Source organism: Streptomyces sp. A18 (genome assembly GCF_059026065.1).
Genome location: NZ_JBWLKL010000026.1, coordinates 1 through 26,951 on the forward strand (window position 1 = coordinate 1; position 26,951 = coordinate 26,951).

The 26,951-nt window shown below is 70.4% G+C and carries 22 protein-coding genes; 10 read left to right on the plus strand and 12 right to left on the minus strand.

Translation table 11 applies throughout. The features are described from left to right. Positions 1–531: dihydrofolate reductase family protein (locus AC5P1C_RS30310; protein ID WP_493869134.1), on the minus strand; the 531-nt coding region annotated here is incomplete at its 3' end. A gap of 88 nt (positions 532–619) precedes the next feature. After that, positions 620–3,037, minus strand: a complete 2,418-nt coding sequence (locus AC5P1C_RS30315; protein ID WP_493869135.1) for a phosphoketolase family protein — start codon at positions 3,035–3,037, stop codon at positions 620–622. 252 nt (positions 3,038–3,289) lie between these two features. Between AC5P1C_RS30315 and AC5P1C_RS30320 the strand changes: the two genes are divergently transcribed. Further along, on the plus strand, positions 3,290–4,489 hold the full coding sequence (locus AC5P1C_RS30320) for an AAA family ATPase (RefSeq protein ID WP_493869230.1): 1,200 nt from the start codon (positions 3,290–3,292) through the stop codon (positions 4,487–4,489). Positions 4,490–4,509: 20 nt separating this feature from the next. After that, positions 4,510–6,135 (plus strand): hypothetical protein, encoded by a 1,626-nt coding sequence (locus tag AC5P1C_RS30325; protein WP_493869136.1) that lies wholly within the window; start codon positions 4,510–4,512, stop codon positions 6,133–6,135. A gap of 6 nt (positions 6,136–6,141) precedes the next feature. On the opposite strand, the gene AC5P1C_RS30330 is transcribed toward AC5P1C_RS30325, so the two are convergent. From AC5P1C_RS30330 to AC5P1C_RS30345, 4 genes are all read right to left on the minus strand, one after another. Further along, positions 6,142–7,644 (minus strand): sialate:H+ symport family MFS transporter, encoded by a 1,503-nt coding sequence (locus AC5P1C_RS30330; protein WP_493869137.1) that lies wholly within the window; start codon positions 7,642–7,644, stop codon positions 6,142–6,144. Between the two features lie 63 nt (positions 7,645–7,707). Next, complete coding sequence (locus AC5P1C_RS30335; protein ID WP_493869138.1) at positions 7,708–8,406, minus strand: N-acetylmannosamine-6-phosphate 2-epimerase; 699 nt, start codon at positions 8,404–8,406, stop codon at positions 7,708–7,710. Continuing rightward, positions 8,403–9,359, minus strand: a complete 957-nt coding sequence (locus AC5P1C_RS30340; protein ID WP_493869139.1) for an ROK family protein — start codon at positions 9,357–9,359, stop codon at positions 8,403–8,405. Before AC5P1C_RS30340 ends, AC5P1C_RS30335 begins: the two co-directional genes overlap by 4 nt. Further along, positions 9,356–10,315, minus strand: a complete 960-nt coding sequence (locus tag AC5P1C_RS30345) for a dihydrodipicolinate synthase family protein (RefSeq protein WP_493869140.1) — start codon at positions 10,313–10,315, stop codon at positions 9,356–9,358. Before AC5P1C_RS30345 ends, AC5P1C_RS30340 begins: the two co-directional genes overlap by 4 nt. 153 nt (positions 10,316–10,468) lie before the next feature. Here AC5P1C_RS30345 and AC5P1C_RS30350 point away from each other — a divergent pair, with 153 nt between their 5' ends. Beyond that, complete coding sequence (locus AC5P1C_RS30350; RefSeq protein ID WP_493869141.1) at positions 10,469–11,200, plus strand: FadR/GntR family transcriptional regulator; 732 nt, start codon at positions 10,469–10,471, stop codon at positions 11,198–11,200. Here AC5P1C_RS30350 and AC5P1C_RS30355 read toward each other — a convergent pair. The 4 genes from AC5P1C_RS30355 to AC5P1C_RS30370 form a co-directional block, all read right to left on the minus strand. Next, a complete protein-coding gene (locus tag AC5P1C_RS30355) occupies positions 11,190–12,629 on the minus strand; it encodes an exo-alpha-sialidase (protein WP_493869142.1) in 1,440 nt (479 codons plus the stop codon). The two genes, AC5P1C_RS30350 and AC5P1C_RS30355, sit on opposite strands and share 11 nt — an antisense overlap. A gap of 85 nt (positions 12,630–12,714) precedes the next feature. Beyond that, complete coding sequence (locus AC5P1C_RS30360) at positions 12,715–14,007, minus strand: GDSL-type esterase/lipase family protein (RefSeq protein WP_493869143.1); 1,293 nt, start codon at positions 14,005–14,007, stop codon at positions 12,715–12,717. 15 nt (positions 14,008–14,022) lie between these two features. Beyond that, positions 14,023–15,033: an acetylxylan esterase gene (locus AC5P1C_RS30365; RefSeq protein WP_493869144.1), complete on the minus strand. Its 1,011-nt coding sequence runs from the start codon at positions 15,031–15,033 to the stop codon at positions 14,023–14,025. A gap of 172 nt (positions 15,034–15,205) precedes the next feature. Continuing rightward, positions 15,206–15,937, minus strand: coding sequence for a FadR/GntR family transcriptional regulator (locus tag AC5P1C_RS30370; protein ID WP_493869145.1), 732 nt, complete (start codon positions 15,935–15,937; stop codon positions 15,206–15,208). A gap of 158 nt (positions 15,938–16,095) precedes the next feature. On the opposite strand from AC5P1C_RS30370, the gene AC5P1C_RS30375 reads away from it, so the two are divergent. The 6 genes from AC5P1C_RS30375 (at position 16,096) to AC5P1C_RS30400 (ending at position 23,583) form a co-directional block, all read left to right on the plus strand. After that, on the plus strand, positions 16,096–17,691 hold the full coding sequence (locus AC5P1C_RS30375) for an ABC transporter substrate-binding protein (RefSeq protein ID WP_493869146.1): 1,596 nt from the start codon (positions 16,096–16,098) through the stop codon (positions 17,689–17,691). 81 nt (positions 17,692–17,772) lie between these two features. Next, on the plus strand, positions 17,773–18,723 hold the full coding sequence (locus tag AC5P1C_RS30380) for an ABC transporter permease (protein WP_493869147.1): 951 nt from the start codon (positions 17,773–17,775) through the stop codon (positions 18,721–18,723). Position 18,724: 1 nt separating this feature from the next. Next, positions 18,725–20,692 (plus strand): dipeptide/oligopeptide/nickel ABC transporter permease/ATP-binding protein, encoded by a 1,968-nt coding sequence (locus tag AC5P1C_RS30385; RefSeq protein ID WP_493869148.1) that lies wholly within the window; start codon positions 18,725–18,727, stop codon positions 20,690–20,692. Continuing rightward, positions 20,689–21,696, plus strand: coding sequence for an ABC transporter ATP-binding protein (locus AC5P1C_RS30390; RefSeq protein WP_493869149.1), 1,008 nt, complete (start codon positions 20,689–20,691; stop codon positions 21,694–21,696). Before AC5P1C_RS30385 ends, AC5P1C_RS30390 begins: the two co-directional genes overlap by 4 nt. Next, positions 21,693–22,631 (plus strand): dihydrodipicolinate synthase family protein, encoded by a 939-nt coding sequence (locus AC5P1C_RS30395; protein ID WP_493869150.1) that lies wholly within the window; start codon positions 21,693–21,695, stop codon positions 22,629–22,631. The genes AC5P1C_RS30390 and AC5P1C_RS30395 overlap by 4 nt, the downstream gene beginning before the upstream one ends. Before the next feature lie 454 nt (positions 22,632–23,085). Beyond that, positions 23,086–23,583, plus strand: a complete 498-nt coding sequence (locus AC5P1C_RS30400; RefSeq protein ID WP_493869151.1) for a MarR family winged helix-turn-helix transcriptional regulator — start codon at positions 23,086–23,088, stop codon at positions 23,581–23,583. Between the two features lie 88 nt (positions 23,584–23,671). On the opposite strand, the gene AC5P1C_RS30405 is transcribed toward AC5P1C_RS30400, so the two are convergent. Then, entirely contained in the window at positions 23,672–24,835 is a 1,164-nt protein-coding gene (locus AC5P1C_RS30405) for a PP2C family protein-serine/threonine phosphatase (protein ID WP_493869152.1), read from the minus strand. 230 nt (positions 24,836–25,065) lie between these two features. Here AC5P1C_RS30405 and AC5P1C_RS30410 point away from each other — a divergent pair, with 230 nt between their 5' ends. Then, positions 25,066–25,956: an RNA polymerase sigma factor SigF gene (locus AC5P1C_RS30410; protein ID WP_493869153.1), complete on the plus strand. Its 891-nt coding sequence runs from the start codon at positions 25,066–25,068 to the stop codon at positions 25,954–25,956. Here the strand turns inward: AC5P1C_RS30410 and AC5P1C_RS30415 are convergent. Beyond that, positions 25,903–26,946 carry an EamA family transporter gene (locus AC5P1C_RS30415; RefSeq protein WP_493869154.1) on the minus strand — a complete coding sequence of 348 codons (1,044 nt, stop codon included), beginning with the start codon at positions 26,944–26,946 and terminating at the stop codon, positions 25,903–25,905. The genes AC5P1C_RS30410 and AC5P1C_RS30415 overlap by 54 nt on opposite strands. Between the last annotated feature and the right edge of the window lie 5 nt (positions 26,947–26,951).

Sequence of the window (26,951 nt, forward strand, 5' to 3'; positions counted from 1 at the left end):
CTTCACCGGCGAGACCGCCACATGCAGGGTGTCGACGAGATCGGCGTCCAGGAACTCCCGGATGACGGTGGCCCCGCCGCCGAGCCGGACGTCCTTGCCCTGCGCGGCTTCCCGCGCCTGCTCGAGGACCGTCGCGGGGTCGCCGTCGACGAAGTGGAACGTGGTGTCGGAGAGCGTGAACGAAGGGCGCAGGTGGTGGGTCATCACGAACACCGGGGTGTGGAACGGGGGTTCGTCGCCCCACCAGCCCTGCCACTCATGATCCTGCCAGGGCCCGCGCTGGGGACCGAACTTGTTGCGGCCCATGATCTCGGCGCCGATGTTGTGCGAGAAGTCCCGCGTCAAGTAGTCGTCCAGGCCCCGACTCCCCCCGGGGTCGGTGCGATTGGGCCAGCTCGCCGTGGCACCGGCCCAGGCGAACATCTCGCCGGGATCAACATGGCCGAACGGCCTCTCCAGGCTCTGATCCTCACCGGCCCCGATCCCGTCACTGGAGACATTGAAGTTCTGGACCCTCAACAGCTGAGGCACGTGTTCCTCCTGTGGTGTCGACAACGGTGGGCAGACTCTCCGGGCCGGGAAAACTCATCGGCAGGGGCCCGGACGACCGGCCCATCGCTCAGTCCTGCCAGGTCCAGTCCCGCACTTCCGGCAGGTCCACACCGTACGTACGCACGTAAGCGTGGTGGCGCAGCCGCATGTCGTCCATCCGCTGACGCACCTCGACCGCGCGGACGCCCAGGCCGGGCACCCGGTCGATGACGTCCATCACCAGCCGGTAGCGGTCCAGGTCGTTGGCGACCACCATGTCGAAGGGCGTGGTGGTCGTGCCGCGTTCCTTGTATCCGCGCACATGGAGGTGCGGGTGGACCGCGCGCCGGTACGCCAGCCGGTGCACCAGCCACGGGTAGCCGTGGAAGCCGAAGATCACCGGCTTGTCGCGGGTGAACAGCGCGTCGAACTCCGCGTCCGGCATGCCGTGCGGATGCTCGCCCTCCGGCATCAGGCGCGCGATGTCCACCACGTTGACCACACGCACCGCCAGTTCCGGCAGGTGACTGCGGAGCAGGCTCGCCGCCGCGAGCACCTCCAGGGTGGGCACATCACCGGCGCAGGCCAGTACGACGTCCGGCTCCCGCTCACTGGACTCGCTGCCGGCCCAGGTCCACACCCCTACGCCCCGCGCGCAGTGCGCCCGTGCTTCGTCCAGGCTCAGCCAGTCGAAGCCGGGCTGTTTGCCGGCCACGATCACATTCACGTAGTCGCGTGAGGCGAGGCAGTGCTCGGCGGTGGACAGCAGCGTGTTGGTGTCCGGTGGCAGGTAGACCCGCACGGCCTCCGGGCTCTTGTTGAGTACGTGTCCGATGAATCCGGGGTCCTGGTGCGAGAAGCCGTTGTGGTCCTGGCGCCAGACGTGGGAGGTCAGCAGGTAGTTCAGCGAGGCGATCGGCGCCCGCCAGGGCAACTCGCGGGTGGTGCGCAGCCACTTGATGTGCTGGTTGACCATCGAGTCGACGATGTGCACGAATGCCTCGTAGCAGGAGAAGAGACCGTGACGCCCCGTCAGGAGGTATCCCTCCAGCCACCCTTGGCAGGTGTGTTCGGAGAGGATCTCCATCACTCTGCCGTGCCGGGAGAGGTGTTCGTCCACCTCATGGATCTCTTCCTGCCAGGCCTTGCCCGACGCCCCGTAGACCTCGTCGAGCCGGTTGGACGCGGTCTCGTCCGGGCCGACGAGCCGGAAGTCGCGCCGTTCGGCGGTGTCGGCCATCACTTGCCGCAGGTAGGCGCCGAGCACACGGGTCGGCTCGTGCAGGGTGGCGCCCGGCTTGTCCACGTCGACGGCGAAGGCGTCGAGCGGCTTCAGCGGCAGTGAGCGCAGGAGCAGCCCGCCGTTGGCGTGCGGGTTGGCGCCGAGGCGCAGCGTGCCCTGCGGGGCGAGGTCGACGAGTCCGGCGGCCGGGCGCCCCTGGGCGTCGAAGAGTTCATCGGGCCGGTAGGAGCGCAGCCATTCCTCCAGCTGGTGGCGGTGGTCGGCGCTCTCCCGGACGTTGGCGAGCGGCACTTGGTGGGACCGCCAGGTGCCCTCCACCGGTTGACCGTCCACCGTCTTGGGGCCGGTCCAGCCCTTCGGCGTACGGAGGACGATCATGGGCCAGCGGGGCGCGGGCGCGTCCTTCGCGCGCTCGGTGTCTCCCTCGGACCTGGCCGCCCGCTGAATCGAGGCGATGCTGTCGAGGCAGCGGTCCATGGCGAGCGCGAAGTCCCGGTGGACCGTCATGGGGTCGTCGCCGGTGACGTGCACGGGCTCGTATCCGTAGCCGCGCATCAGCTCGTCGAGCTGCTCCTCGGGCATCCGGGCCGGGATCGTCGGGTTGGCGATCTTGTAGCCGTTGAGGTGCAGGATGGGGAGCACCGCGCCGTCGTGCACCGGGTCCAGGAAGGTATTGGAGTGCCAGGAGGCGGCCAGTGGCCCGGTCTCGGACTCACCGTCGCCGATGACGCACACCGAGAGCAGGTCCGGGTTGTCGAACGCGGCGCCGTAGGCATGCGAGAGGGAGTAGCCGAGCTCGCCACCCTCGTGGATGGAGCCGGGCGTCTCGGGGGCGACATGGCTGGGTACGCCGCCGGGGAACGAGAACTGGCGGAACAGCCGGGTCATGCCCTCCCCGTCGCGCGTGACATCGGGGTAGGTCTCGGTGTACGTGCCGTCCAGCCAGGAGTTGGCCAGTACGGCGGGCCCGCCGTGCCCGGGGCCCCAGATGCAGACGGTGTCCAGGTTCCGCGCCTTGATGACCCGGTTGAGGTGGACGTGCACGAGGTTGAGACCGGGCGAGGTGCCGAAGTGGCCGAGGAGGCGCGGCTTGATGTCATCGGCCGTCAAGGGGCGCCGCAGCAGGGCGTTGTCCATCAGGTAGATCTGCCCCACCGAGAGGTAATTGGCCGCTCTCCAATAGCGTTCGATCGCCTGCAGTTCGGCCTCGGTGGGTGGCTCGGTGGGTGTGGCAGGGTTCGGGTTCGCCTGGGGATCACCCACGGGTGCTCCTTACGAGGGGGGACTACCGGCCAGATGTGACAGCGATGGACCGGACGGGTGACCGGTCACGCCCAACGTATCGGCGCGCCCGAGCACCCGCCTCCCGAAGTCGGCCGGACGCATGGCCCGGAGGGGCTTTCCGGCCACCGGGTTATCTTGCTCGGGGCGACGCAGGGCAACGCACGGCAACCCGGGCCAACGCACGGCGTCGCAGGCGAGGAACCGAACATCGAGGAGCTGGACGTGGGGGACGTGGGGGGACGGGACGCACAGGAGACGGCCGCGAGGCTGCGGGCCATCAGCGACGAGCTGTCGGACCGCTTCTACGAGCGGGCCGATGTGGTGCGGACCCTGGTGGTGACGCTGCTCGCCGGACAGCACTCGTTGATCCTCGGCCCGCCCGGAACGGCGAAGTCCGAGATGGCCCGTGAGCTCACGGGCAGGATCGAGGGGGCGTCCTACTGGGAGATACTCCTGTCGAAGTTCACCGCGCCGACGAGGATGTTCGGTCCCGTCGACGTCGCGGCGCTGGCCCGTGGCGAGTACCGCCAGGTCTACGAGGGCCGCGCCACGACCGCGCACGTGGCGTTCATCGACGAGATCTTCAAGTGCTCCACGGCGGCACTGAACGAGACGCTGGGCTTCCTCAACGAGCGGATCTACCACCCCGAGAGCGGCGGCGAGCCCATCCGCTGCCCCCTCATCGGCGCCATCACGGCGAGCAACGAACTGCCCGGCGGCGAGGACACGGCCGCGATCTACGACCGGCTCCTCGTACGGATCGAGGTCGAGTACCTGGCGGACCCCTCGAACTTCGCCGCGCTGGTCCGCTCCGCCGTCGGCCGCCGGGAGGCACCGGCACGGACCACCGTCGAACTGTCCGCGTTGCAGCATGCCGTGACGGACGCCGTCCCTGCCGTGGATGTCCCGGACGTGATCGTGGACGCGGTGTGCACGCTGCGGGCCGCCCTGCGCCGCAAGGAGCTCATCGCCTCCGACCGCCGCTGGCGGCAGGCGGTGGCCCTGCTCCAGGCGTCCGCGTACCTCGACGACCGCCCGGCAGTCGCCGAGACCGACCTCTCGGTGCTGACCCATGTGCTGTGGGACTCCCCTGCCGAGCGCCCGACCGTCGAGCGCGAGGTGCTGCAACTGGTCAACCCCGACGCCAAGGAGGCGCTCGACCTCGCCGACGCCATCGAGGAGCTGGAGGCCCAGCTCGACGCCATGGCCGGACAGTCCCGCGAGGCGCTCAGCGACTGGGTCATCAAGAAGGCCCACAACAAGCTCGCCATGGCGGGCAAGCGCCTGGAGAAGCTGCGCGAGGAAGCGGCGGGCGCCGGGCGCTCCACCGCGGCCATCGACCGGGTCACCGGCCGCCAGCGCGCCGTCCGCGCCCGCGTGCTCACCGAAGCCCTCGGCATGGACGCGAGCATGGTGCAGGCCCAGCTCTGAACACCGGAGGGTCGGGAAACATGGGCGAGGAACCGAGCAGACTCGACGAGCCGGCGAGCCCGGCCGGGAAGACGAGCCCGGCCGGGAAGTGGCCGGGCCTGTCCGCCGCTCCCCGGCGGCACACCGCGGCGGTCGTCGCGGACCGGTTCGAACACATCGCGTGGCGCGACACCTATGGGCAGTCGGCCGGCCTGCGCGATCTCGCCGAGGAGCTGAGCGGGCGCTACGACGGCGGCACCGACCTCCTGACCGACGCGTTCCTGGCCGCGTACAAGGCCGTCCCACGGTTGCGCGAGCGCGCGGAGATGGCCCCGTCCCGGCTGGTCAACCACCAGGTCATCGCCTCACTCGTGGAGTCACCGGAGTTCGCCGAGCTGCATCGGGAGACGGCCGGTGACCCGTACGCCGCCGCGATGGCGGTGCTCGCCCAGGCCGCCGCGCTGCGGAGGCTTCTCGACCGCTCCCGGGATGCCCGGGACCGGGGCGAGCAGGCGCAGCAGGCCCAGCAGCGCGCCGAAGCCGCGGCGACCGCCGTGAACGAGGCGCTCCAGCAGGCCGCCGACGAGGACGGCACCATGTCGCCCCCTGCCACCGACGCCGTCCAGCAGGCGATCAAGGCCGCCGAGACCGCCGACGACGCCGCGCGGCAGGCCGTCCAGCACGCGGCGCGGGCCCTCGCGGCGGTGACTCCCGGCATCCGTACCGGCGCTCGGAGCGCGGCGGCTCAGGGCGCCGACGCCGTGCGTCAGGAGGCTGAGTTGATGCGGGCGTGGGGCGTGGGTCCCGGCGAGCTCGAGCGGATGCCGTTCGACCAGCGAGCCCGGCTCGCGGAGCGGCTGCGCGCCGGCCGTCTCGCGCAGTGGGCCGAACTGATCGGCCGTTTCCGGCAGATGGCGGTCGGCGAGCGCGCCCGCAAGGTGGAGAACACCGCCGGTGAGCTGGTCGGTGTGACACTCGGCGATGACCTCTCCCGCATCGTCCCCTCCGAACTGGCGCATCTCGGCCTGCCAGAGCTCCGTGCGGTGTTCGCCGCCCGCTACGCCGCCGGGGAGCTGATGCTCTACGACACCGAGGGAGAGCAGAGCACCGGCAAGGGCGCCGTCATCGCCTGCGTGGACACCTCGCACTCCATGTACGTGGCCGGGCCAGGCGGAGTCACCCGCGAGGCCTGGGCCAAGGCGTGCGCCCTGGCGCTCCTCGATCAGGCCCGTCACGCCGAGCGCGACTTCGTGGGCATCCTGTTCTCCGCCGCCGACAAGATCCAGGTCTTCCGCTTCCCGGCCGGCCGACCGGCCGGGATCGGTCAGGTGCTCGACTTCGCGGAGTCGTTCCTCGGCGGCGGCACCAGCTATCAGAGGCCGCTGTCGGCGGCAGCCGAGCTGCTTGAGGAGGAGTTCAACGACGCCGCCCGCATGCGCGGCGACATCGTGATGCTCACCGACGACGAGTGCGATGTCACCGAGGAGTGGACGCGCGGCTGGAACGAGGCCAAGCACCGGTTGGGCTTCCGGGTGTTCGGCGTGGCCATCGGCGCCCCCAGCGCCGCGAACGCCGGCTCGGTCCTGGAGGCCCTGTGCGACAACCTCCGCTCCATCGAGGACCTCACCGACGTCCACGCCGCCGCAGACCTGTTCCGGGTGATCTGACCCCCGTCACGTACGGGCGGTGTCAGCGACCGCCGACGCCTGCTCCTCCGCCCGCGCTGTCTGTTCCTTCAGCTCCGACGGCTCGGGCGCCTGAGCCAGGTGGTCCCGCTCGCCGTCCGGATCGGTGAGGCGGTTCAGCCGGGCCGGGACGTCGAAGCCCACCAGGAGCACCACGATGACCGTGCCGCCGAAGGTCAGCACCGCGAGGGCCTGTCCCAGGTCCATGCCGGACGCGAGGTGCGCCCCGAGGACCGGAGCGACCGCGCCGCCCAGTGCGCCCACGTTGTACGTGAAGCCGAGCGCCGCGCCCCGGCTCTCCGTCGGGAAGTGGCCGCCGATATAGCGCGGGAGCAGACCGGAGATGCCGAAGCTGGTCGCCTGGAGCAGGAACAGCAGGATCCCGAGGAGCAGCAGGTTGTCCTGCACCGCGAACACGGGGTAGACGAAGGCGAGGGAGGCGAGCAGCGTCAGGGCGTACGCCTTCTTCGCGCCGATCCGGTCGCCGAGGAAGCCCGCCGTCCAGCAGCCCACCATGGTGCCGAAGCCCGCGAAGTACAGGACATCGGTGACCTGGTCCGTGCTGTAGCCCAGGTCGGTCTTGAGATACGTGGGCAGCAGCGCCTGGATGGGCCAGGAGTAGAGGAACGCGAAGAACAGCGTGACGATCATCGACAGGTACAGCGCCCAGCCGCGCTTGCCGCCGAGCTGTACCGCGAAGGCGGCCAGCGAGAGACCGGCGACCACGGAGAGCACGGGCACCAGGCCGGCACCGCCCGGGGTGAACACGAGGAAGAGGGAGAGGGTGGCGACCACCGTCAGGACCGTGTTGGCGGTCGCCCGGCGACGGGTCGCGAACAGCGGACGGAACGGGTTGGGCTTGGCGCCCTTCTCGGCGACCGACTCGGTCCACTCGGCCGCTTCCGGCAGTGCGCGCCGCATCCACAGCGCGACGACGATCGGGATCAGGCCGATGTAGAACATCCACCGCCAGCCGAGCGAGGGCACCACCCAGTTGTAGACCTGGGCGGCGAGCACCGAGCCGACCGAGAAGCCGGAGATGAGGAAGCCGCTCGCCCGGCTGCGCAGCTTCGCGGGCCAGCTCTCCATCACGTACGTGGCGCTTGCGCTGTACTCACCGGCCATGCCCATGCCGATGGCGAGCCGCGCGGCGAAGAGGCTGTGGTAGTTCCAGGCGAATCCGCACGCGAACGTGCCCAGGGAGTAGAGCAGGATGCTCAGCACCATGGAAGCCTTGCGGCCGTACCGGTCGCCGAGTGCGCCGAGGACCGCGCCGCCCAGCCATCGGGTGATGAACGCGCCGGAGATCAGGCTGGCCGCCTGCACGGTACTGAGGCCGAACTCGTCGCTGATCTCGGTGAGGACCAGCGTGATCAGGACGAAGTCGAAGCCGTCGAGGACGTATCCGATCCAGGCGGCGAAGAACGACTTCCACTGGGTACGGCTGATTTCGCGGTACCAGCGGAGCTTGGCGGGTGATGAGGTCTGCACGGTGACTCCATGATGCGGTGTGGCGCTCGTCGTTGAGCAGCCGGTCGCTTTGGTGGGGACAGGTCAGTGCTGGGCGAGGCCCGCGACGAAGCGGGCGGTCAGGGCCGTGGGGGCGGTGATGGCGGTTCCTACGACGACGCTGTGGGCGCCTCGGGCGACGGCTGCGGCGGCGTCTTCCGGTGTGTTGATGCGGCCTTCGGCCACGACCGGGACGTCGATCGCCGCGGCGAGACCGGCGACCAGGAGCAGGTCGGGGCCAGGCTGCTTCGGTGTTCCGGGGACGTAGCCGGACAGGGTGGTGGAGACGAAGTCGGCGCCCTGCTCGGCCGCGGCGATGCCCTCGGCGAGCGTGGAGACGTCGGCCATCACCAGGGCGCCTGCCGCGTGGACCGCGGTGACCAGCTCGGCGAAGGTGGACCCGTCGGCCCGCGGCCGGTCGGTGGCATCGGCGGCGACGACGGCCGCGCCGGCCTCCACGAGCGCCAGGGCGTGCCGGACGGTCGGGGTGATGTAGACGCCGGTTTCGCCGTCCTTCCACAGGCCGATGACCGGCAGGTCGACCGCGGCGACGACGGCGGCGACGACGGCCGGCTCGTTGGCGCGGATGGCGGCGCCGCCCCCGGCCGCCGCCGAGCGGGCGAGCCGTACGAGGGTGCCGGTCTCCCGCATCGGGTCACCGGGCGGTGCCTGGCAGGAGACGATCAGCCTGCCGCGGAGCTCGTCGGACAGCTCGGACGCCGTCCATGTCTGCTGCGTGGTCATCGGAGAGCTCCAGGGTGGTGAAGGGGCAGGCTTGTGGTGAGGGCGGCGGCGCCGAGCACCGCCGCGTCATGGCCGAACAGGGGGGCCTGGGGGACGAGGCCGCGCAGCGGCGGCATCAGTTCCGCGGCGAAGGCGGCGGCCAGCGCGTCCCCGTACAGGGCGCCGATCCGGGGGACGCCGCCCCCGACGACGACCCGGTCGGGGCCGAGGGTGTTGGCGAGCCCGCCGAGCGCCTGCCCGGCGGCGACCGCGCCGGTGGTGATCGCGTGGACCGCGTCCGCGTCACCCTGCGCGGCCCGCCCGGCGACGGTCTCCAGGCGGTCCACCGTGGTGCCGGTGAGCCGCTGGTAATGCGCGGTGATCGCCGGCCCCGAAGCGATGACCTCCAGGTGTCCCGTGGACCCGCAGGTGCACGGAAGCCCGGCCGCCTGCGGGCTCGGCACATGGCCGAGGTGACCGGCGATGCCCGCCGCGCCGTGCAGCATCCGTCCGTCGGCGGCGACGGCTCCCCCCACCCCGGTGCCGATCGCGGCGAACAGCAGCGAACCGTGCTCCCCGTCAAGCGCCGCGAGCTCCGGTCCTGCCGTGGCCCGTACGTCGTTGTCGCAGGCCACGGGCAGGCCGGTACGGTACGCGAGCCCGGCGCCGAGGGCCGTGCCCGCCCAGCCCCTGATCGATTCGGTGGCGCTGGTGACCTGGCCCGATCGGGGGTCGATGACCCCGGCGGCCGCGATGCCGAGCGCCGCTGCGCGGCGGTCCGGGTCGACCTCCGCGGCGGCTGTCGCCAGGGCGTCGAGCACGGCATCGGCGCCGCTGTCGGCCGGGGTGGGCCGGGTGTGCCGGGCCAGTACGGTGCCGTCCGCGCCGACGAGCGCGGCAGCGATCTTCGTGCCGCCGAGGTCGAGGCCTATGAGCGCGGCGTCGGTGTCGCGCGGCAGGGAGCCGGAGCTCATCGGACCGGCGGCAGACCGGCGGCGCGCAGCCGCTGCGCGACGAGGGCGACCGACTCGGCGGACAGCTGGATCTGCGGGAAGGCGGTGTCACCGCACTCGATGATGCCGAGCAGTTGGAGCGCTGCCTTGAACGAGCCGAGCGCGGAGGAGCTGCGGCCCATGTCCGCCTCCGGACCCACGTCGACCATGCCGAACAGCTCGACGAGCTGCTCCTGCTCCTTGGCGGCGAGGGTCCAGTCCCCGGCGCGCGCGGCCTCGTACAGGCGCACGTATCCGGCCGGGTCGACGTTGCCGATGCCCGGGACGACGCCGTCGACACCGGCCAACAGGGCAGCGTCCACGGTCAGTTCGGATCCGGTGAGCACACTGAACCGAGGGGCCGTCCCCTGGGCGCGGCCGTCGCGGCCGCCGAGCTCGATGAGCAGCCGGCGCAGTCCGCCCTCGTCGCCGCTGCTGTCCTTGAGCCCGGCGAGCGTGCCGTCCTCGGCCAGGGCGCGCACCATTCCGGGGGCGAGCTTGCTGTGGACGGCGACCGGGATGTCGTACGCGAACAGGGGGAGGTCCACGGTCGCGCGCAGGCGGCGGAAGTGCCCGGCGATCTCCTTCTCGTGGGTGCGGGTGTAGAAGGGCGCGGTCGCGACGAGGGCGTCCGCTCCCGTCGCCGCGGCGGCCTTGGCGTGCTCGATGACGCGTGCGGTCGTCGTGTCGATCACCCCGGCGAGGACGGGGACCCGGCCGTCGGCGGCGTTGACCACGGTCTCCAGGACGGTGGCGCGCTGCTCGTCGGTGAGGTAGGCGACCTCGCTGGTGGATCCGAGCGCGAAGAGGCCGTGCACTCCCCCGTCGACGAGGTGGTCGACGAGGCGGGCGAGGGACGTGGTGTCGACCTCTCCGCGGGAGTCGAGCGGGGTGCAGACCGGCGGGACGACGCCGCGCAGCGGTGCGGACAGAGGCATGGTGGGGCTCCAGCTCAAGGGGGTACTTCGGCCCGCCGCTTCAAGGCGGTTACGCGGGCCGAACATGGGACGTAAGATGTCCTATGTCTTGCCTCACCTTAAACAGATGCTCCCGCCGCCGGTCAAGGGGCAATCGCACCTCAGGAGGATGTTGTGGCTCGCCCGACCATGGCTCAGGACACCGAGCGTCAGCTGAAGGAACTGATCCTGGAGCGCAAGCTCGCCCCAGGTGACGCGCTGCCCACGGAGACCGAGTTGATGGAGCTCTTCGGGGTCGGCCGGGTGTCGGTGCGCGAGGCCCTCAAGGCGCTCCAGGCCGTCAACGTGGTCGAGATCCGCCGGGGGTTCGGCACCTTCGTCGGCTCACTCTCGCTGTCGCCGTTCGCCGAAGGTCTCGCCTTCCGGGCCGCCGTCCGACACCGCCTGGGCGAGCCGGGCCTCTTCGAGCTGATGAAGGTGCGGGAGGCGCTGGAGGCGGGCCTGGTCGGCGCGGTCACTGCGGGGATACCCGCCGAGGACCTCGATGTCCTGCGGGCCATCGTCGCCGAGATGGAGGCCGAGGCAGGCGGCGGCCGGGTGGCACGCTCCACCGACCGCGCCTTCCATCTCGCGCTCTACGCCTCGCTCGACAGCCACCTGCTCAGCGAGGTCCTCGACGCGTTCTGGGCCGCCATGGACCGCGTACGTGAAGATCTCGACGACGGCCATCAGGACCCGGCGGTCACCTGCGCGCAGCACCGCGAGATCGTCGACGCGGTCGCGGCCGGGGACGGTGCACGCGCGGTGCGCGCCATGCGGACCCACTTCGACGGGATCCGCACCCGCCTGGAACCGGCCGCGGACCCGTCGTCCGCGGCCGTCGCCCCGTCCCCGGCTACGGAGTGACCGTCACCGTCGCGCTGCCCGAGGCCCGCTTGCCGCCGGTCTCGTAGGTGGCGGTGAGCTTGACGCTGCCCGATGCGTCCGGCGCCACGGTGACCGGGACCTTGATGTTGGCCCCCTGGCCCGGGTCGAGCGCGGGGACGGTGACCTGGCGCGTCGTCCACCCGCCGGGCACGGTCAGGTCGAGGGTGCCCTGGGCCCGACGCTTGTCCATCCGGTTGACCACCCGGACCTCGACCTCCGCGCTCGCGCCCGCCTTCAGGGCCGCGGGCGGCGTGATGGTGATGTCCGCGCAGGTGCCGCCCAGCCAGTCCAGGTCGAACGACGAGTAGGTGATGTGCTCGTAGTCGCCGCGCTCGTAGAGCAGCCCCACGCGCCCGTTCGGCAGCTTGGTCAGCGTCGAGTAGGCCGCGCTGCCCGGGTCGACGACCTTCCTGATCGGCCAGGTCCTGCCGTTGTCGCAGGACATCTTCACGGTGAGGTTGCGCCGTGCCGTCGCGTCCTCGGTGTTGCTGAACAGCAGCCAGGAGGACTGCGGGTTCGACGCGGGGGCCTCGGCGTTGTAGCGCATGATCGAGGCGTTGTTCGCCGGGTCGGTGAGCTGCGTGTCCTGCTTGAACGGGGTGTAGGTGACCCCGCCGTCGGTCGAGTGGGCGATCGTGCGGTACGGCTTCGAGCGGTTGTTGAGCATGATCCTGCCGTCGGACAGCTCGACGGTCTTGTTCTCGTCACCGCCGGGACCGACCGGCTCACCCATCTTCCAGGTGGCTCCGTGGTCGTCGCTGTAGGCGCTGGCGGCGTAGTTGGCGCCGTTGATGCGTATGGCGTACTGCTGCAGGAGCCGTCCCTTGTGCGGGCCGTGCCGCAGCTGGATGCCCTCGCCCGACGCCGCGAACATGCCTGCCCAGGCAGGGTCCTTGATCTGCTTGGTGATGCGGCGGTGGGTCCAGGTCAGGCCGTCGTCGTCCGAGTAGCTGTAGTCGGCCTGGAGGATGTCGGGGTCGTTCTCGTCGTTGCCGGTGCCCGAGCCGAAGAAGCCCTGGTTCACCGAGGAGGCGTAGAACATGAAGATCCGGCCGGTCGTGCGGTCGACGAGCAGGCTCGGATCGCCGTGGCCCTTGGGCGCGGCGTCCTTGCGCACCACTTGCTGCGCCTTCCAGGTCACGCCCCCGTCGGTGCTCCGGCGCAGCACGATGCTGAGGTTGCCCGGCAGGTCGGCCAACGTGGGCCTGGCGTCGTAAGCCGCGAGCAGCGTGCCCTTGACGGAGGTGGTCAGGGCGGGGATGCGGTAGTAGGGCGAGCCCACTCCGTTGGCGGTCAGGTCCTGGGAGGTCAGCTCGCCGGAGGCCGCGGGGGCGCCGAGCGCGGTGCCGCCCGCTGTGATGACCAGGACGGCGGCGGACAGCACGGCGAGGGGAATTCTTCGCTGCATGGACGATCTCTCTTCCGGGAGGGGTGGGGTTTCCTGAGAGGGAAGGTTCTGGCGAGGCGTGCGGGGCAGGTCTGCGGGCGTCCCGCTACGGGACGTCCAGTGAGCAGACCCGACTGCCGGCGTCGAAGATCCGCAAATCCTTGATCATCTTCAGTGCGAGGTGATGATGGCCCCGCGCGTCGGGGTGGAGCCCGTCACTGAGCAGGGACAAGGGGACCTGCCCGTCGTTGCCGGTCAGCCAATGGTTGTAGTGGTCGACGAAGACGACCTGCTCGCGCGCCGCGACCTCGCCCATGACCTGTGCGTACCGGGAAAGTCCCGCCCGGCCCGGCCACTTCGCCGGATCGACCGGGTTCGGCGACTGCAGCACCGGAACAGGAGGGCCTGGCAACGCCCGCACCGCACGGATGAGTGCGAGGAGGTTGGCTCGATAGGCCTCGGGGCCAAGTCCTGCCGTCGCGATGTCGTTCGTGCCGATCATGATCGAGACGACCTGCGGGGAGAAGGCGGTGACCCGCTCCTCGAACCGGGCGAGCAGCTCGGCGCTCGTCGCGCCGCTCACTCCGGTGTCGATCACGAAGTCACGGTTCTTCGGCTTGCCCAGCTCCCAGCGGACGCGCTCCATCCAGTGCTCCGGGTAGCTGCGCCAGCCGTTGGTGTGCAGGGCGCCATGGGTGATGCTGTCGCCGGTGATGACCCAGGTGGCAGGTGTGTCGCCGTTGAGGATGGTGCTGATCCTGCCCAGATCGGCGAGGTCGGGGCGAGGGCTCTGCGCGACGAGTTCGGCCTCGCCGAGCACCCGGTCCCAGACCGCGGCCCGCTCGATCGTTCCCGTACAGAACCACTCACCGTCGGGATGGTCGCTGTCGACGTTGCGGCCGAGCGCTAGGGCCCGCAGCCCCGAGACGTTCCCGAAGAACGCGTGCCGCGGCGACTCGAAGACTTTCCGGCCGCCCGCGTGGAGCCGGGTGCCCGTGCCATCCACGGTGACGGCGACCGTGTGGCGCAGACCGTCGTCATACCGTGTCCTGGTCATGACATCTATGAGCACGGCCCCCTTCTCCCGCACGGAGAACTGGAGGACACCGCCGCTCAGGTTCAGGGTGATGTTGGAGGAGGGCTCCGTCGGATCGGAGGCGCTGAGCAGGGTCATCGCGTCGTTGTGACTGGTGGTGCGGAAGGTGATGAGGATGGTCCCGGTGGCGAGCGGGGCGAGGGTGGCCACGTCGCCCGATAGGTCGACGTGCTCGCTGCCATCCAGGTCTACGGCCGTGTCGTGGTCCAGGAGCGGGCCGGAGGCAGCGGCGAAGGCGCGGCCTCCGATTTGGGTGCCCAGGGCCGCCGCACCGGCGGCGAGAAGCACGGATCGTCTGCGCATGGTGGGTGCCTCCGGTCAGGAGTGAGCGACTCGAACGGACGACGGGCCGGCGAACAGGGAACGCACCCAGGCCAGTTGCTCCCGCTGCTGATACGCGGCGCCGCCCTCGTGCCCGTTGAAGTCGTAGACCCGTACGTCCTTGGGTCCCGCGTAGTGGTTGTAGGCGGTGAAACAGGTGGAGGGCGGGCAGATCTCGTCCATCATCGCGATCGAGAACAGCGTGGGAGCGGTGGCGCGCGCGGCGAACAGGGCGGCGTCGAAGTACGACAGGGTGGTGAACACCGCGTCGGTGCGGTCGCGGTGGAGCCGCAGATACTCGGCGACCTCGGTGTACGGCGCCCGGTCCGCGATCTCCGCGCCCCGCCGGATGTTGCAGAGGAAGGGCACGTCGGGCAGCACGCCCGCGAGTCCGGACACAAGACCCGCCACGGCGAGCGCGATGCCGCCGCCCTGACTGACCCCGGTGACCACGATCCGCTCCGGATCGACCTCCGGGTGCTCGCGCACCACCTCGACGCAACGCACCGCGTCGGTGAACACCCGCCGGTAGTAGTAGGTTTCGGGGCTTTCGACGCCGCGGGTGAGGAAGCCGGGCACGGCGCCCGCCGCGCCGGCGTCCGTGTCGGAGGTGGCGCCGGCCGCGGCCGACCAGCCTTGCCCCCGGGTGTCCACGACGAGGTGGGCGTAGCCGGCGGACGCCCAGAACAGGTGCTCGTGGGGCAGTCCGCGCCCGCGGCCGTAGCCGACGAACTCCACGACGCAGCCCAGCGGTTCACCGCCCCCGGTCGGCAGCTGCAGCCAGCCGTGGACCGGCGCACCGCCGAAGCCGGGCACGGTCGTCTCGTACGTACGGATCTGGGTGAGCCCGGTGTCGACGGGGGTGAACACCGGCTTGTCCGCCGGGCTCCCGCCGTGCGCGGGGGCCTTGCTCAGGGTGCGCGACCAGAAGACGTCGAAGTCGGGCGGCTCCGGCAGGTCGGGCCGGTAGACACGGCAGTCCTCGAGCGAGAGATCCGTCAACGGCATGGGGGTGCCCTCCTGGGGTGGGGCCGGGATGCTGAACGCCGACCGTCCAGACAGAAGACGTCTGATGTCTTGGCGGCAGACGGACCCTAGGCAGCGTCCACAAAGGCCGTCAAGGGCCCCGACCGGCGGACTCCGCGCCGCGCCAGGGCCCTTGGGAGGGAGTACGACCAGGTCAGCCCTGTGCGGCGTCCCGGGCGCGGGCCTCGGAGATCCGGCGCCGCACCGGCGCGTAGTGCTCGCCGAGGGACTTCAGAAAGGCGGTGACGTCACCGGCCCGCGCGGCGTCGACGATGCTCTGGTGCGCGGCGATCGTCTCCGTCTCGTCGGCGTGCGTGAACCCGTCGAGATGCGGCGCGACGATCGCGTACACGTCCCAGAAGGCCATCGAGAGCTGCCCGATGAGCTCATTGCCGAGCGGCTCCACGAGCAGCGCGTGGAACTCCCGGTCCGCCTCCACGAAGCCGTGCCCCTCCCCCGCGCCCTGTTCGGACATGGCGGCCACCAGGCCTTCCAGCGCGTCGAGTTGGCCGGGGCTGAGCAGCTTGACGATGCGGTCGGCCATCCCGCGCTCGACGAGCTCACGCACGTCGACGAGGTCGGCGAGTACCTGAAAGTCATCGCCCGGCGAGAGCAGCCCCCGGAAGGTCAGGCTCTCCACCAGGGCCGATAGGCTCAGTCGGCCGACGTACGTGCCGTGGCCGTGGCGGACCTCGACGATGTCCAGTGCGTTGAGGATCTTGACGGCCTCACGCACGCTGGAGCGGCTGGCGCCCAGCGCCTCGCACAGGGCCGGCTCGGTGGGCAGCGGGTCCCCGGGGCGCAGCCGCTCCTCAAGGATGTAGCGCTTGATGCCCTCGACGACCTCCTGCCGCAACAGCTGCCGACCGGGCTTCGCACCGGGCATGGGTGAACTCCCCACCTCTTGACCCCTTTCGATTGTCAAGCTACGTTCCCACGCTATCAAGGCATCAGACATCTGACGTCTGATGCCTTGAAATGCACGGTCCTCGTGATCCTGCGTTTCCTGGCTGCCTTCCCTCTTTCCACATCTCTGGAGGACCCGTGCCCGAGCTGAGATCAGCCGGTGTCGAGCGCCGCACGTTCCTGCGTTACACCACCGCCATCGGTACGGCCGCGGCCATCACGGCCAGCCTTTCCGCCTGCGGCGGTCCGTCGTCGAACTCCGACGGAGCGACGGACAAGGGCGGCGACAGCGGCCTGATCGAGGCCGGTCTCTCGTACCCCCTGTCGACCGGGTTCGACCCCATGATCACCTCGGGCGCGACGCCGTACGCGGCCAACATGCACATCTTCGAGGGCCTGGTGGACCTCGATCCGGTCACGCTGGCGGCCCGGCCCGCGCTCGCCACCGAGATGCCGAAGAAGATCAACGCCACCACCTACCGGGCCACGCTCCGCAAGGGGGCGACCTTCCACGACGGCTCCGCGGTCACCGCGCAGGACGTGGTCTTCAGCTTCGAACGCATCCTGGATCCCAAGAACGCCTCGCTGATGGCGCAGTTCGTGCCCTTCATCGACACGGTCGAGGCGGTGGACGATGGCACGGTCGAGTTCAAGCTCAAGCACCCCTTCGCGCTCTTCCCCTCCCGCATCGCCGTGGCCCGCATCGTTCCGAAGAAGATCGTCGAGCCGGACCCCAAGGCGTTCGACGCCAAGCCGGTCGGCTCCGGACCGTACAAGTTCGTCGAGGCGGTCCGCGAGGACAAGATCGTCTTCGAGGCGTACGACAAGTACAACGGCGACCACCCCGCCAAGGCCAAGAAGATGATCTGGCGTCTCATGTCGGACCCATCGGCGCGGGTCAGCGCCATGGAATCCGGCCGCGTCCAGGCCATCGAGGACGTCCCCTACATCGACGTCAAGCGTCTGGCGGGATCCACGAAGACCGAGTCCGTGCAGTCCTTCGGCCTGCTCTTCCTGATGTTCAACACCGCCGACGAGCGGTTCGCCGACAAGCGCGTGCGCCAGGCGCTGCACTACGCCCTGGACACCAAGAAGATCATCTCTACCGCGATGGTCGGCAACGCGGCTCCGGCCACCGGGTATGTCCATTCCACCCACCCGGACTACCACAAGGCCGCCACCGTCTACACGCACGACGCGGCCAAGGCGAAGAAGCTGCTCGCCGAGGCAGGCGTCAAGAACCTCTCCTTCACGGTGCTCACCACCGACACCGGCTGGGTCAAGGACATCGCCCCGCTGCTCAAGGAGAGCTGGGAGGCGGCAGGCGTCAAGGTCACCCTCAGCATCGCCCAGTCCCCGGCCCAGTACGCGAAGGTCGACAAGGGCGACTTCGACGTGCTCGTCGCCCCCGGCGACCCGTCCGTCTTCGGCAACGACGCCGACCTCCTGCTGCGCTGGTTCTACTACGGGTTCTGGCCCGAGAAGCGCTACGGCTGGAGCAAGTCCGACGCGTACAAGCAGGTCAGAAAGACGCTGGACAAGGCCGCTCGGGCTGCCGACGAGACACAGCGCAAGGAGCTGTGGGGCGAGGTCACCGACCTCGTCGCCGACGAGGCCGCGCTCTACCCGATCCTGCACCGCAAGCTGCCCACGGCCTGGACCGAGAAGGCCCTGCCGGGCTTCGAGCCGCTGCCCACCACAGGTCTGTCCTTCCTGGACGTCGGCCGCGCCTGACCGACCTGCCGTGATCACCGGGCCCGGGGCCCCATGGCAGGAGTCCCGGCCCTCGTCCGTACGACCGCAAGGAACCCGACGATGGTTGCTTTTCTCCGGCTCGCGCTGCGTCGCGTCGCGATGATGCCGGTGATGATCCTCGGCATCGCGCTGCTGGTCTTCGTGGTGCTGCAGTTCTCGCCGGCCGACCCGGCCTTCAACGCGCTCGGGGAGAGCGCGAGTCCCGAGGCCCGCGAGGCCTTCGCCGAGGCCAACGGCCTCAACGACCCACTGCCGGTACGGTACTTCGACTTCCTCGGTCAGCTGCTCCAGCTGGACCTGGGAGTGACGGTCCCACCCAGCCAGCCCGTGGCCGACCGGATCACCGCCGCCTTCCCGCTCACCCTGCAGCTGACCTTCCTCGGCCTGATCATCGCGATCGTCCTCGCCGTCGTCTCCGGCGTACTCGGCGCGATGTACCGCGACCGCTGGCCCGACCAGCTCTTCCGGGTGTTCTCCATGGCGGGCGTCGCCATCCCCTCGTTCTGGCTCGGGGTGCTGCTCATCCAGCAGTTCGCCCTGAACGTCCGCATCTTCCCGACCGGCGGATACACCAACCCCGCCGACTCGTTCAGCGGATGGCTCACCACCATGGCACTGCCCGCGTTCTCGCTCGCGGTGCCCGTCGCGGCCTCGCTCGCCCGCCTCGTGCGCACCTCGATGGTCGCCGAGCTCGACCGGGACTACGTCCGCACCGCGCGCGGCAACGGCCTTCCGGTGCTCCTGGTGGTCCGCTCGGTCCTTCGCAACGCCCTCGTCACCCCACTCACCGTGCTCGGCGTCAAGGTCGGCTACCTGCTCAGCGGCGCCGTCGTCATCGAAGCGATCTTCGACCTGCCCGGCATGGGCAAGCTCATCCTCGAAGGTGTCACCGGCGGCGATGTCGCCCTGGTCCAGGGCACCGTACTGACCATCGCCATCGCGTTCCTGGTGGTCAACGTCATCGTCGACCTGCTCTATCTGCTCGTCAACCCGCGCATCAGGACGGTGTGACATGTTCGCCACCGGCACTCTGGCCAAGAAGCTCTCCCGGCCGGGCATCGCGTTCCGCGCCCTGCCCCCCGCCTCCCGCATCGCCCTCGGCGTACTGATCGTCGTCGTCCTCGCGGCCCTGTTCGCCCCGCTGCTCACCCAGGATCCGCTGGCGACCGGCACCCCGGTCCAACCGCCCGGCGGCGACCACTGGTTCGGCACCGACCGGGCCGGCCGCGACGTCTTCGCCCGGGTCGTGCACGGCTCGCGCTACTCCCTGGTCATCGGCCTCGGCGCGACCGCACTCTCCCTGGTCGCGGGCGCGCTCCTCGGGTCGCTCGCCGCCACCTCGCGCAAGCTCGGCGACGAGACCGTCATGCGCACTCTCGACGTCGTCATGTCCTTCCCGCCGATCGCGCTTGCCGCCGTACTCGTCGCGGTCTTCGGCACCAGCGTCCCGGTGATCGTCTTCACCATCGCCTTCGTCTACACCCCGTCACTGGCCCGCGTGGTGCGCGCCAACGTGCTGTCCCAGTACGGCGAGGACTACGTGGCGGCCGAGAAGGTCATCGGAGCCCGCCGCGGCTACATCGTGCTGCGCCATGTCGCCGTCAACTGCATGGCTCCGGTCATGGTGTTCGCCACCGTCATGGTCGCCGAGGCGATCATCTTCGAGGCCAGCCTGTCCTTCATCGGAGCCGGCGTGCAGGACCCCGACCCCAGCTGGGGCAGCGTCCTGGCCTACGGACGCCAGATCCTCCTCGCGGGCGGCTGGTGGGCCACCTTCTTCCCCGGCCTCGCCCTGCTGATCACCGTACTGGCGCTCAACATCCTCTCCGAAGGCCTCACCGACGCCTCCGCCGCACCGAAGAACGCGCGGGCCGCCGTCGACCCCACCCCGGCCGAGGCACCCGCGGCCGTCGAGGCCCCATCGCCCGTGGACATCGACGCCGCCCTGGCCAAGCTCGCGCACCGCGTCAACGCCACCGAGCCGACCATCACCCCCGTACGCGACGACGCCGACGACCTCCTCGTCGTACGCGACCTCGCGATCCGCTTCCCCGACCGCTACGGCCAGATCCCCGTCGTCGACACCCTGAACTTCACCGTCCACGAGGGCGAGACCCTCGGTCTCGTCGGCGAGTCCGGCTGCGGCAAGTCCATCACCAGCCTCGCCGTCATGGGCCTGCTCGCCCGCAACGCCGAGGTCAGCGGCGAGATCCGCTATCGCGGCAGGGACCTCCTCACGCTCTCGCCCAAGGAGCGCCGCGCCCTGATGGGCCCCGAGATCGCGATGGTCTACCAGGACGCGCTCTCCTCCCTGAACCCGTCCGTCCTCGTCGGCACCCAGCTGAAGCAACTGACCTCACGCGGCGGCACGAAGACTCCGGCCGAGCTCCTGGAACTCGTCGGGCTCTCGCCCGAACGCACCCTGCGCAGCTACCCGCACGAGCTCTCCGGCGGCCAGCGCCAGCGCGTCCTCATCGCCATGGCCCTGTCCCGCGACCCCCGCCTGCTGATCGCCGACGAGCCGACCACAGCCCTCGACGTCACGGTCCAGGCCCAGGTCGTCGAACTCCTCGTCCGGCTGCGCGACGAACTCGGCTTCGCGATGGTCCTCGTCTCGCACGACCTCGCCCTCGTCGGCGACCTCTCGCACCGCGTCGCCGTGATGTACGCGGGCCGCCTCGCGGAGATCGGCGACACCCGCTCCGTCCTGACCGACCCCACCCACCACTACAGCCGCGGACTCCTCGGCTCGGTGGTCTCCCTGGAGGCCGGCGCCGACCGGCTGCACCAGATCCGCGGCATCGTCCCCGCGCCCCAGGGTTTCGGCCGGGGCTGCCGGTTCGCCTCGCGCTGCGCCGCGGCCGACACGCTGTGCCGCACCACCGCGCCCGCACTCACCGCGCGCGGCACCACGCACGACCACGGCTTCGCCTGTCACCACCCGGCGAAGGCCGCACAGTTGGAAGGGAGCGCCCTGTGATCAGGCTCGACGGCGTCCACGTACGCCACAAGGCACGCAGCGGGGGCGTCTTCCGGCGCGACGCCGTGCACGCGCTCACCGACGCCACGCTGGAGATCGAGCGCGGCGAGATCGTCGGCCTGGTCGGCGAGTCGGGCTGCGGCAAGTCCACGCTCGCCCGCGTCCTGACCGGGCTCCAGAAGCCCACCGAGGGCGAGGTCCGCTTCCACGGCCGTGACCTGTGGGAGATGTCGGCCTCCCAGCGTCGCGACGACTTCGGCTCAGCGGTCGGCGTCGTCTTCCAGGACCCGGCCACCGCGCTCAATCCACGGCTCACGGTCCGCCAGATCCTGCGCGACCCGCTGGACGTGCACCGGCGCGGCACCCGCGATGAGCGCGAGGCACGCGTCAGGGAACTCATCGACCTGGTCGGCCTGCCCGGCCACACCCTCGCCGCCCTGCCCGGTCAGCTCTCCGGCGGCCAGCGCCAGCGCGTGGCCATCGCGCGCGCCCTGGCCCTCGAACCGGAGCTGATCGTCGCCGACGAGCCGACCTCCGCGCTCGACGTGTCCGTACGCGCCCAGGTCCTCAACCTCCTCGTCGACCTGCGCGAACGCCTGGGCCTCGCCATGGTGTTCATCTCGCACGACATCCAGACCGTGCGCTATCTCGCCGACCGCATCGCCGTGCTCTACCTCGGCCGCATCGTCGAGGAGGGCCGGGCGGCCCAGGTGGCGGGCTCCCCCGCCCACCCCTACACGGAGGCGCTGCTCTCGGCGACCCCCAGCCTCCTGGAGGCCACCGAACGCATCGTGCTGACCGGCCCGGTCCCCTCGGCCACCAACCCGCCGTCCGGTTGCCCGTTCCGCACCCGGTGCTGGAAGGCCGACGACGCCTGCGCGAGCGTCTTCCCCGCACCGGATACCGGCACGGACGGACACCGCTGGCACTGCGTCCACCCCCAGACCCCCGTCTCCCCCGCCGCCGAACCGGCACCCGTACCGTCCGCAAGGAGCACCGCATGACCGCCCGCGCCCCCCGCTACTCCGGTGTGATCCCGCCCGTTGTCACCCCGCTCAGCACGGACGGGGAGATCGACCGGCCGTCCCTGGAGCGGGTCGTCGACCACCTCCTCGACGGCGGCGTCAGCGGCCTGTTCGCCCTCGGCAGCTCCGGCGAGACCGCGTATCTGACGCCCGGACAGCAGGACGAGGTCATCAAGGTGATCACGGCCGCGTCGGCGGGCCAGGTGCCCGTCCTCGTCGGAGCGATCGAGACCACCACCAACCGGGCGATCGAACGGGCCCGTGCGGCGGCGGGCCTCGGCGCCGACGCGGTCGTGGCCACCGCCCCCTTCTACACCCGCACCCACGCCACCGAGATCGACCGGCACTTCCGTGACATCGCCGCCGCGGTCGACCTGCCGCTCCTGGCGTACGACGTGCCGGTCTGCGTGCACAGCAAGCTGGACCCGGAGCTGCTCCTTCCGCTGGCTGCCGACGGCGTCCTCGCCGGGGTGAAGGACTCCAGTGGCGACGACGGCTCGTTCCGCCGACTGGCCCTGGGAGCAAGGGAGTTGACTGACTTCTCCGTGCTCACCGGCCACGAGCTCGTCGTCGACGCGATGATGCTCGCCGGCGCCGACGGCTCGGTGCCCGGCCTGGCCAATGTCGACCCGCACGGCTATGTGCGCCTGCACGCGGCGGCGGTACGCGGCGACTGGGCGACCGCGAAGTCCGAACAGGACCGCCTGGTCGGACTCTTCGACATCGTCCGCGCGGCACAGCCCGGCACGGCCTCCGCGACGGCCGCCGGACTCGGCGCGTTCAAGACGGGTCTGATGCTGCGCGGCATCATCAGCACGCAGGTGATGAGCCCTCCGATGCGGGCTCTGGACCGGGCGGAGACAGCGGTGATCGCCGACTGCCTGGAACGCGCGGGGCTGTCCCCGGCCCAGTGATCAGCACCGGCCGATCGGTTCGTCCTTCGTCGCGAGCCAGACGGTTGTGTCCGGCGGAAGATGGAGTGCGGGTCGGCCGGTCGGGCCTCCATATGCTGAGCGGGCCCGCAGTTCGGACACGATTCGCCATTCCGGCGATCATGGCAGGCATGTCCGTGTTCCTGAACATCCCCATGCTCGACGAATATCTCGCCGAGCGTTACTGATCGGCATTTCAGAAGTACGCGGTCCAAACAGCCAAGTTCGTCCCCTTCGTATGCTGAGCGAAACTCTCACGACGCCCTGGGCGCACCGACCGGCCCCAGGCCTCGGGCCCGTTTCCACTATGCTTCCTCGCACCGAGAGAAGCCCCGCGACCTGAGTGTCCTCGTCATCCGACCCGGTCACGGGGTGTGGACCGTGCCCCGGTGGCAAGATGTACAAGTGAGACAACGCCGATCGGAGTGTCATCGATATGGGTCTGAGTCCCGAACCCGATCGCGGATCCCGGGATGCGGCCCATGCGGGTTCCGAGTTCATCGAACTGCTCGAGGTCATGTGGGAGCAGGGGCGTGAGGCCGTTCCGACCGGCCCCGTGTCTCCGTCCCAGCTGCGCGTGCTGTACGCGCTGGACCACCAGGACGGCATCAATCTGCGGACGCTCTCGGAGGCCCTCGGGTCGGCTCCACCGTCCGTGAGTCGGCTGTGCGACCGGCTGCAGGCCACGGGTTTGATCGAACGTACGCCGAGCCCGGTCAGCCGACGGGAACTGGAGCTTCGGCTGACCAGCCACGGCCGGACGTACCTCGCCGACCTGCGCAAGAGCAGAGAGGGCATCCTGATGTCCACCATCGACGCCATGCCGCCCAAGGCGCGGCGTGCGCTGCTCGAAGGACTCAGGGGCTTCCGTGACGTGGCCGCCGCATCGGGGAAGGACGACGGCGGAGCCAGAACCTGGCGCTCGGCCGGTTAGGCACTGGCGCTTCGCCGGTTAGTACCTGACGCTCGGCCGGTTGGACCGGGCCGCCGAGATGGCAGCCCGGCGCGGCGTCCCCGCGCGACTACCGTCCGAACCAGTCGAGGCAGACCACGAGGGCGTCGTCGTCCAGGGGCAAGGAACCTCGGTAGGCGCTGAGATCACGCAGCACCGCCTGCGGCACCTGTGACGCCGGCAGCAGGCGGTGCGCGGACAAGGACCGCGCGAGGGCCCGCTCCCCGTACAGCTCCCCCACCGCCGAGACGCCGTTGTAGACCCCGTCGCTGCCCACCAGGATGCGGTCGCCCGGCTCCAGGCGCAGGCGCTCCGCCACGTAGGCCGTCTCCTCGAACATCCCGAGGGGAAGCTGCGCGTCGAAGTCGACGGACTCGACCGTCCGCCCCCGGAGCCTCCACATGCGGGGCGATCCGGCGTCGACGGCCTCCACCTCGCCGGTGGCGAGGTCGAAGCGCAGCAGCAGGACGGAGGCGTGCAGCGCTCCCCGGTACTGCGCGTAGACGGCTTGGTCGGCGAGGCTCGCCTGGCCGGGCAGGTCGAGTCCCGCGCGGCGGGCGTTGCGCAGGGCGTTCACCACGAGGTTGGTGAGCAGCGCCGCCTCCATGCCCTCGCCCATGCCGTTGGTCACGGTGAGCGTGAGGTGGTGCGCGGAGACCGACCAGTCGAAGTTGTCGCCGAAGATCGCGTACGCGGGCTCGAGGTGGGCGCCCAGCGCGAACTCGGGACGTGTCACCGAGCGCCCCGGCAACAGCTGCCACTGCATCTCGGCGGCGAGCGTGAGGCGGGCGGCCCGGCGCGCGAGAAGGTACAGATCCGTGTCGCGCTCGGCGACCTGAATCTCGTGGCCCAGCGCCTCACAGACGCGCTGCATCTCCGGCAGCTCGGCCGGGTCGAAGCGCGCTTCGGGAAGGGTGAGGGTGAGCACGCCCATCCGGTCGCCCCGGACGGTCACCGGCAGATGCACGGTGGCCACGCCCTCCACGACCCCGGACTCGACGCGAGCCTCCTGGGCACCGAAGGCCCTGCCCTGCGGAGTGCCCAGGATGGACACCGGCTCGGTGGTGTACGGCACGTCCTCCACCACCTGGAGGGTGGTCAGGCCGTAGTCGGCGAGCCGCAGTTCCACCCCCTCGGCTCCGTACTGCTCGCGCAGCGCCCCGGTCACGACATCGAGCAACACATGAGGGGCCGCACTGCGCAGCGCCCGCTCGACGGCAGCGAATCTGTCCACGTGATCCTGTTTCTCGTTGAGTCACGCCGAAGTGAGCGGAGTCGCTCCGATGGCTGGGGCTGTCGGGTATGGGGGCGAATGCCTGGCTGAAGCCTGGCAACCTCCCACATCGTACGATGCACGGAGACAACTATTTCCCCACAGCAAGAAAAATTGGGTCAACGCACATGCCTCACCCGAGGCGGGGCAGTGGCCGTACAAGGAAGTCGTACCACCAGGGGAGGTTGGACATGACGATGATCTCTGGACAGGCCGTCGAGGCCACAGGTGAGGACGAGACGTCAGCCTTGGTCGAGGCTTCTGTCGTGGAGGGTGCGCTGCCGTGGATCGAGGACACGGACAAGGTGGCCCCGAAGGACGCCAGGGAGTTGTCGAAGCTGTTCTTCGACAAGTTGCAGACCTTGGAAGAGGGCACGCACGAGTACCAGTACGCCCGTAACACCCTTATCGAGATGAACCTGACGCTCGTGCAGTTCGCGGCCCGCCGGTTCCGCAACCGGGGCAGCGGCGAGATGGAAGAGATCATCCAGGTCGGCACGATCGGTCTGATCAAGGCCATCGACCGGTTCGACCTCAGCCGCGAGGTCGAGTTCGCCACCTTCGCCGTCCCCTACATCCTGGGCGAGATCAAGCGGTTCTTCCGGGACACCACCTGGGCGGTGCATGTGCCGCGCCGGCTCCAGGAGTTGCGCGTGGACCTGGCCAAGGCCAAGGAAGAGCTCTCCGCCCGGCTCGACCACGACCCGACGGTCAAGGAAATCGCCGAATACCTGGACATCACCGAGGAAGAGGTGACCGACGGCATCGTCGCCTCCAACGGCTACACCGCAGGCTCCCTGGAAGCGCCCACCGACGGCGGTGACAGCGCGGCCACGCCCACGCGCACCCTGGCCGATGTGATGGGCGGCCCGGACCCGGCCATGGAGACGGTGGAGGACCTGCACACCCTGGCACCGCTCCTCGACCAACTCGACGAGCGCGAACGCCGCATCATCGAGATGCGCTTCGGCCAGGAGATGACGCAGTCGCAGATCGGCGCCGAACTCGGCTTCTCCCAGATGCACATCTCACGCCTCCTCACCGGCACCCTCACCAAGCTCCGCACCGGAATGCTCGCCTGACACCGCTCGGCCGCCCGCGGAGGAGCAGCAGACCGCGGCCCTCCGTGCCGAACCGGCCGCGCGTGCATGACCGCCGTCCGCCCCGACACGCACGTCCACTGACGGGCCAGTGACCGTCGGAGCTGTCGGCCTCGGGGCGCGCCCCGAGGCCGACACCCCGGCGCTCGCCGCGCCCACGCACGCCAGGGCGAGCCACTGCACGACGCTTAGATCCTCACCCAGGATCAGTACCCCGGCCAAGCCCGCGCTCGCCGGTTCCAGGCTGGTCAGGACGCTCACCGTACGCACCGGAAGCCGCCGCAGGGCCGCCAGTTCCAGGGAGTACGGGACGACCGCCGACAGCACGGCCAGCGCGGTGCCGAGCAGAAGAACGCGCGGGGCGAGCAGCTCGGACCCCGCGTCCGCCACGCCCAGCGGGAGCGTCAGGACCGCCGCCCAAGTCACCGCGAGCGCCAGCGGGCCGCCTCCCGCGCTCCGGGCCCCCGCCTTCTTGCTCAGCAGCAGATACGCGGCCATGGCTGCCCCTGCCGCCAGGGCGAGCAGCACACCGGGGAGCGGGGATTCGGATCCGTGGGGGACGTGGAAAAGGCATACCCCACAGCCGGCCAGGACGGCCCAGGCCAGGTCGCGCCATCGACGGGACATCAGCACGGCCAGGGTGATCGGGCCGAGGAGCTGGAGGGCGCTGGCGAGCCCCAGGGGCAGCAGGAGCAGAGCGGGATAGATCAGGTTCATCCCGGCGATGGCCGTCCCGAAGCCGAGGACCAGCGCCACGTCCCTACTCGTGCGCGGCAGCGAGGGACGGTAGAGGACCAGCAGCACCAGTGCGGCCAGGCCCAGACGCAGGGTCACGGCTCCCGGAGCACCGACCGCGTCGGCGAGCTGTTTGCCCAGGGCCTGCCCGAACTGCAGGCTCAGCACGCTGCCCAGCATCAGCGTGGGGGCGGGAAGCTTCGTCATGATCAGCGTGGGAGCGGGAAGCTGCGTCATGCGTC